The sequence below is a fragment of the Pseudoduganella sp. RAF53_2 genome (assembly GCF_052113985.1).
Lineage (GTDB): Bacteria > Pseudomonadota > Gammaproteobacteria > Burkholderiales > Burkholderiaceae_D > Rugamonas.
The window spans coordinates 1-6,780 of record NZ_JBFRDW010000315.1; the positions used below are offsets into that span (position 1 = coordinate 1).

Genomic DNA, 6,780 nt, shown 5'->3' on the forward strand with positions numbered 1-6,780 from the left:
GCGCCGACACCGACAAGCGCCTGTTGATGCCTTTCCACCTTTGCCCGCATCCGGAAGAAAACCTGATGTACTTCACTGACATGGGCAACGGCCGCGTGGTGGTCTACAGCTACGACGAGAAGCAGGTGGACTTCAGCTTCGCATTCGGTGATGCGGTGGACGGCATCAACGGCGAGCACTTCCTGCCGCTCAGCGATCCGAATGGACTGACCATCGTGCGCGAGAAGGACGGCAAGAATTATCTGTATGTGTGCGATGAGTTCTTCCACACAAAAAACGATGACCGCAGCCGCTGCGTGAAATTTACCCCGGACGGTAAATTCGTCCTGCAATTCCGCACCGTGCAGGACCCCGGCCACAAACACGACCTGCTCTGGCCACAGGGCATCGCCTCCGATGCGCAGGGGCGCCTTTACCTCGCCAACACCGGCGACTACGAAGTGCTGCGCATCGATACCGCCTGGCCGGTGAAGGACGAAGTGGTGCAGGCGCCGGACGAATCGGCGCTGTTGCATAGCTTTGGCAACCCGGCCGGCATCGGCAAGTACAACGTGATGCGTTCCGTGTGCGTCATTGGCGACAAGGTCTTTGTGCCGGGCCAGATGGACAATGCCATCACGGTCTACAGCACCATCAGCGGCAAGCACCTGGCCACCATCGAAGGCATGCTGCCGCTTTGGAACCACAAACCGCAGGCAGCGCATTCGCTGTCCGATTTCGTCTACAACGCGCTGGAGGATGCGGTCTTCGTCGGTCCTTACCAGCTGGCGGGCGCCAGGGAGCCGAATGTCTATTACATTACCGAGCCGTTCGCATCGACCGTGCTGAAGGTGCGCATTCCTGCCGTGCTGGATGGCGGCGACGAGGATGCGATCCTGCTGGATGCCGTCGGCCACCGCCGCGACTCCGCCTCGCGCGAACGCAAGACCTCGCAGTTCAATTGCATGTCCGCCGTGATTGGCGTCGACCCGCACCGCAAAGGCGCCGGCGCCATTCTGCCGATTTCGAACTGGCTGGATGGCTGGGCGTCCGCCGCCGCCAACGTCTATCAATACTGGTACGACCAGGTCAAAACCCACAGTGGCTTCGACCCGCTGGCCAGTGTTGGCAAAACCTCGTACAACCTCGATTCCGGTAACTGGTGCCTGAAGAGTTTCGACACTGCCGTCGACCCCATGACGCAAATGCAGAACATGGTGCGGGGCCTTTTCGCAGCAGGCGATCTGGCGATGGCGGTCTACTATCCATCGCAGCCGCTGCTTGGCCAGGTTTGTCCCGGTACGCCGGTTGTCTTCATCACCAACTTCACCACCTGCACGGTCAGCATGTACCAGTATGGTCCGAACGGTCACTTGCTCAATTACGGCATACCCTTTGGCCGCGAAGGCGACGATGATGGCGCGCTGAGCGCTCCGCAGGGTCTTGAGGTGAATCGCTACGGCGAGATCTTCATTGCGGACTCGCTGAACAACCGCATCTCGAAATGGCAGTTGCAGCCGAGTGGCCTGGTCAGCTTCGTGAAGAATTTCCGCTGGAAGGAGAAGGGCAAGGAGCTCGCTACCTTCGCGCCTTGCGATGTGGCCATCGATAAGCAGGACCGCGTCTTCGTCTGCGACCAGTTCAATAACTGCATCCGCGTGTTCGACCGCGACGGCAACAGCCTGTGGAGCTTCGGTAAATCAGGCTATTGCGACGTGCTGGAACAGGACTACGAAAACTTCTTCTTGCCCGCCAGCCTGTGCGTGGACGAGAACAACCGTCTGATCGTCAACGATCTGGTGAACCGCGCCTTCAAGGTCTTCGACATCAAGGAGAAGACGCTGGAATTCGTCAGCGGCGAGCTGGCGTTCAAGCGCCATCCCGACGTAGGCGGCGTGTGGATGCCGTTCTTCATCTACGCACGCGGCGGCCGGCTGTATGTGCCGGATACCACCTTCAATGTGGTGAACGTCTACTCCTACTGAACCAGCACATAGCTTCCCGGCGCCGGCCCGAGTTGCGGGCCGGGCTGGGGCGGCGGCCCGTACACGCCCGAGTGGCGGGCCAGCCATCCTTCCCAGGCGGGCCACCACGAACCTTCGAAGTGCGGGGCGGAGGCTTGCCACTCATCCGGGGCCATATAGCTGGCACGGGCTGCGCGCCGCGCCAGCTGATAGCTGCGCTGGCCATTTCCGGGTGGCGAAATCACCCCCGCGTTATGGCCGCCCGTCGTCAGCAGAAAGTGCGCCTCGCAGCGCGTCAGCTGTAGCAATTTGTAGACGGAGCGCCACGGCGCCACGTGATCCGACACGGTGCCCACCGCAAACAGCGGCAAGCGCAGATCGCCCAGCGCTACCGGCCGTCCGTCGCAGTGATAGCGGCCGCGCGCCAGTTCGTTGTTGAGGAAAAGCTGGCGCAGATACTGGGAGTGCATGCGGTAGGGCATGCGCGTTGCGTCCGCATTCCAGGACATCAGATCCGTTTCGGTGTCCGGCAAATCGAGCAGATAGTGCTTCAGGCGGCGCGACCAGATCAGGTCATTGGTGCGCAGCAGCTGGAAGGCGCCGGCCATCTGGCTGGTGTCGAGATAGCCGCGCTCCCACATCGCCGCTTCCAGGAAACTGATCTGGCTGTCGTCGATGAACAGCGACAGCTCGCCGGGTTCCGTGAAGTCGGTCTGCGCCGCCAGCAGCGTCATGCTGGCCAGCCGTTTGTCGCCATCTCGCGCCATGGCGGCTGCGGCGATCGACAGCAAAGTGCCGCCAAGGCAGTAGCCGGCCGCATTCACGTCGGCCGCGCCGGTGATGTCGCCCACCGCATCCAGTGCCGCCATGACGCCTTCGCGGCGATAGTCTTCCATTGACAGCTCGCGTTCCGCTTCGCCCGGATTCTTCCAGGAGATCATGAATACGGTGTGACCCTTGTCAACCAGGTAGCGCACCAGCGAATTGTGAGGCGACAGGTCGAGGATGTAATACTTCATGATCCAGGCAGGGACGATCAGCAGCGGGCGCGCGTGCACTTGTGTTGTGGTGGCGTCGTACTGAATCAGCTCGATGAGCCGGTTGCGGAACACCACGCGGCCCGGCGTGACGGCGACATTGCGTCCGGGCTGGAAATGGTGTTCGGCGTAGTCCGGCGTACGCTGCGTGCGCTGCCAGTCGGCGAAGGCGCTGGCCGTGCCGTGCACCAGATTGGCGCCGCCGCGCCGCAGCGTTTCATCCATCACGACCGGATTGGTTGCGATGAAATTGGACGGCGCCAGCATATCCAGCCATTGGCGGACGATGAAGGTCACCACTTCCTCATGGTGCCTGGAGGTGCCGCGCACGCCGGTCGTGGCGCTGTGCCACCACTGCTGCTGCAGGAGGAAGCCCTGCGCCAGAACGTTGTAGGGCCAGTGCTGCCAGGCGGGGTCAGTGAAACGCCGGTCCTGGGGCAGGGGCGCAATACATTCGCGCACCGGCCCTTCCGGACGCAAAACGGCCTGCGCGGCGTAAGTCTGCCAGCGCGCCAGCTTGTGCAGGGCCTTTTGCAGCAGTTCCTCCCGTTTGGAGGGCGAGAAGGTGAGATGCGCCAGCCAGTCGGCGAATGCCAGGCCGACCGCGGCGGGGGAAATGAAACCGGTGGAGCGGCCTAGCCAGGCATTGAGCAGCAAGTCCCAGCGCGCGTTGTCATAAGGCGCGGCCTGGGATTCCATCATTCCTTGCCAGGCGCTGGCAAGGCGCTCGAATGGCGTGGTTGCCCACGGCGGCGAATTGGCGTGATCCATGACGTTTTTCCAATGCTACAATGGTTTGTCCTAAGTACACTGCTGAGCAATGTCCGAATTCGAAACGTCACATTTCCTGCGCCGCCGCCAGATCTTGGGGAGCGCGCTGGCACTGCCCCTGGCGGGATTAAGTACCGCCAGTGCTGCCAGCAAAACCCTGGTCGTCGGTGGACTTCCCGTTACCTGCAATCTGACCTTGCCGATTGCCTGTAGCGCCAAAGGGCCTCAATTCGAGTATAGCAAATACAGTGGCTGGCCGGAGATCAAGGAATCGCTGATGACGGGCCGTATCCAGGCGGCCTACATGCTGGCGCCGCTGGTGATGGATCTGGCGGACAAGCGCATTCCGATGAAGATCGTATCGCTAGGCCATCGTTCGGGCGCTGTGATCATGGTGCGCACCGATTCGCCTTACAAGCGCTTCGCCGATCTGAAAGGCAAGCGCATCGCCATTCCAAGCCGTTTTGCCGTGGACTTCCTCTTCCTGCGCAAGATGCTGGCGCGCGAGAAGATGACGCCAAAAGATATCGAGATCATGGRAATGGCGCCGCCGGACATGCCGGCAGCGTTGTACGCGAAGGCCGTCGACGCTTACTGCACCGGCGAGCCTTTCGGCGCCGCAGCGCAGAAAGCAGGTTATGCCCGTCCGCTGGCCATGACCCGTGACGAATGGCGCAACTACATTTGCTGCGTGCTGACCGTGCGCGAGGAATTGATCAAGGAAGACCGCCCGATTGTGCAGGAGCTGGTCAACTACGTTCAGGCGGCGGGCAACTGGCTGGATGCCAATCCCGTCAACCGCGATAAGGCCGCCAGGATTGCATCCGGCCGCAAATTCTTCAACCAGGACCCGAACATCATCAAGTTTGTGATGGAGAATCCCAGCGACCGCGTGACGTACGGCGACTTGCGCATGATCCGTGCCGAATTCGATGAGCTGATGAAGCTGTCCCTGGAAGCCGGCACGCTGAAACGCCCGGTGGCCTACGAGCAGTACGTGGACGAGAGCTTCGTCAAGGCCATCAAGCCGGCCACGATTGCGCTATGAAGCTCCGCATTGCCATCGCCGCCGCCTTGCTCGCGGCATCCGCCAGTGCTGCCGACAAACTCAAGTCCGGTGTATTCGAGCCGCCGCGCCAGGCGCCTGAGATTATGCAGGCCGCCGCCGACGGCAGCAACTTCAAGCTGTCCGCCTTGCGCGGTAAAGTCGTGGTGCTGGAATTTGGCTATACCAGCTGCCAGGACGTGTGTCCCGTCTCGCTGGCCTTGCTGACCCAGGCCCGCGCCAAACTAGGCGACAAGCTGCAGGTGGTCTTTGTCAGCGTCGATCCTGAGCGCGACACCCCGCAGAAACTGCGGAAATACCTGACGCAGTTCGATAAGAGCTTCATCGGCCTGACCGGCACGCCGCAGCAGATGGCCGCCATCCGCCAGGCCTACGGGATCACGGCTACCAGGAAAATGGTTGAGGGCAGCAAGGCCGATTACACGATGGGCCATTCCTCCTACCTCTATTTTATTGATCCGCAGGGCAGACTGCGCGCGCTGATGCCGTTTGGCCGCCCCGCCGACGATATTGTGCACGACGTGAACCTGCTGGCGAAGGCCGAATGAACGAGGATGGTCGCATCAAGGCCGGCCCCTGTCTGGCGGGACTGGGCATCGCCGCTGCGCTGGCCGTGGCAGGCGTGACGGCATGGGCTGCCTTCGCGCCAGTTCATGTGGCGAGCCGCGACGAATTGTTTGAAATCCCCAAAGGCACCTGGGCACGGCGCATGGCTGGTGAAAAGACCGAGATTCTGCCCGAGCGCATCACGCTCACGCTGGGCGCCAACGATGTGCTCCTGCTGCGCAATAGCGACACGGTGCCGCAAATTTTCGGTCCGGTGCTGATCATGCCCGGCCAGGACTTCCGCTTGCCATTCGAGCAGGCGGCCGATTATCCCTTCGCCTGCACGGCTCACGCCAGCGGCCAGATGACGGTTGTGGTTTTGCCCACGCCGCAAGCTGGCTGGCAGCGGCTGCGCTGGCGCCTGCAAACCCTGACTACCTTTATCCAATGGAGAAACTGAACAAGATCTGGCCGCCGGCGCTGGTGCTGTTGGCCATCGTCGCGGTCTGGTGGATCACCGTGATCGCCACCGACAGCCTGATATTCCCGACACCCGCACAAGTGGTGACAGGCACGATGGAACTGGTGGAAGACGGCACGCTGTGGGAGCATATCGGCGCCTCGCTCGGCCGGGTAGCCAGCGGATTTTTGCTGGCAGTCGCGGTAGCGATACCAATGGGCTTGTGGATGGGCCGTGTAGACGGCGCTTTCCGCACGCTGAATCCCGTATTCCAGATTCTGCGTCCGATTTCGCCGATCGCCTGGATTCCTATCGCGATTCTCTGGTTCGGCGTGGGCAATGCCTCGCCGGTGTTCCTGATCTTTATTGCTGCCTTGTTCCCGATGATTGTGCAGACCGCAGCCGGCGTGCACACCATCGAAAAGCGCTATCTGCGTGCCGCGGAAAACTTCGGCGTCTCACGTGCGAAGCTGTTCCGCCAGGTGATTGTTCCGGCCGTGCTGCCGGAAATTATCGTCGGCATGCGCATCAGCCTTGGCGTGGCGTGGCTGGTGGTGGTGGCGGCGGAAATGATCGCGCTGCGCTCCGGCCTGGGCTATCTGATCATGGATTCGCGTAATGCGGGCAACCGCTACGACCTGGTGGTGGCAGCCATGATCATCATCGGCATGATTGGCCTCGCCCTGGACGGCATCATGCGTCTGCTCGAAAGACTCAAACTGGTAAGGTGGCGTTATGGACGCTAAGGTCGTCGTCAGCAATATCCGCAAGAACTTCAATGCGCTGCCGGTGGTGGATGGGGTGGACATCGCCATCGCCGACGGCGAATTCGTGGCCATCGTCGGTCCATCCGGCTGCGGCAAGTCGACGCTCATGAAAATCATCGCCGGCTTCGAGCAGGCCGACTCCGGCGAGGTGGCCATCGACGGCGAGCGTGTCACGCGGCCTAGTCCGAAA

General features: G+C 61.7%; 7 protein-coding genes. 6 read left to right on the forward strand and 1 reads right to left on the reverse strand.

Features of this window, described 5'->3' with window-relative positions:
• A partial coding sequence (locus tag AB4Z11_RS18570; RefSeq protein ID WP_442026781.1) for an NHL repeat-containing protein occupies positions 1-1,964 on the forward strand: 1,964 nt, incomplete at its 5' end.
• On the opposite strand, the gene AB4Z11_RS18575 is transcribed toward AB4Z11_RS18570, so the two are convergent.
• On the reverse strand, positions 1,958-3,751 hold the full coding sequence (locus AB4Z11_RS18575; protein WP_442026782.1) for a PHA/PHB synthase family protein: 1,794 nt from the start codon (positions 3,749-3,751) through the stop codon (positions 1,958-1,960). The genes AB4Z11_RS18570 and AB4Z11_RS18575 overlap by 7 nt on opposite strands.
• A 49-nt stretch (positions 3,752-3,800) precedes the next feature.
• Between AB4Z11_RS18575 and AB4Z11_RS18580 the strand changes: the two genes are divergently transcribed.
• The 5 genes from AB4Z11_RS18580 to AB4Z11_RS18600 form a co-directional block, all read left to right on the forward strand.
• On the forward strand, positions 3,801-4,799 hold the full coding sequence (locus AB4Z11_RS18580; RefSeq protein ID WP_442026783.1) for an ABC transporter substrate-binding protein: 999 nt from the start codon (positions 3,801-3,803) through the stop codon (positions 4,797-4,799).
• Positions 4,796-5,365 (forward strand): SCO family protein, encoded by a 570-nt coding sequence (locus tag AB4Z11_RS18585; RefSeq protein WP_442026784.1) that lies wholly within the window; start codon positions 4,796-4,798, stop codon positions 5,363-5,365. Before AB4Z11_RS18580 ends, AB4Z11_RS18585 begins: the two co-directional genes overlap by 4 nt.
• Entirely contained in the window at positions 5,362-5,823 is a 462-nt protein-coding gene (locus AB4Z11_RS18590) for a cupredoxin domain-containing protein (RefSeq protein WP_442026785.1), read from the forward strand. The genes AB4Z11_RS18585 and AB4Z11_RS18590 overlap by 4 nt, the downstream gene beginning before the upstream one ends.
• Positions 5,811-6,569: an ABC transporter permease gene (locus AB4Z11_RS18595; protein WP_442026786.1), complete on the forward strand. Its 759-nt coding sequence runs from the start codon at positions 5,811-5,813 to the stop codon at positions 6,567-6,569. Before AB4Z11_RS18590 ends, AB4Z11_RS18595 begins: the two co-directional genes overlap by 13 nt.
• Positions 6,559-6,780, forward strand: a 222-nt coding sequence (locus AB4Z11_RS18600; RefSeq protein WP_442026787.1) for an ATP-binding cassette domain-containing protein, incomplete at its 3' end; no start/stop codon positions are given. The genes AB4Z11_RS18595 and AB4Z11_RS18600, both read left to right, overlap by 11 nt.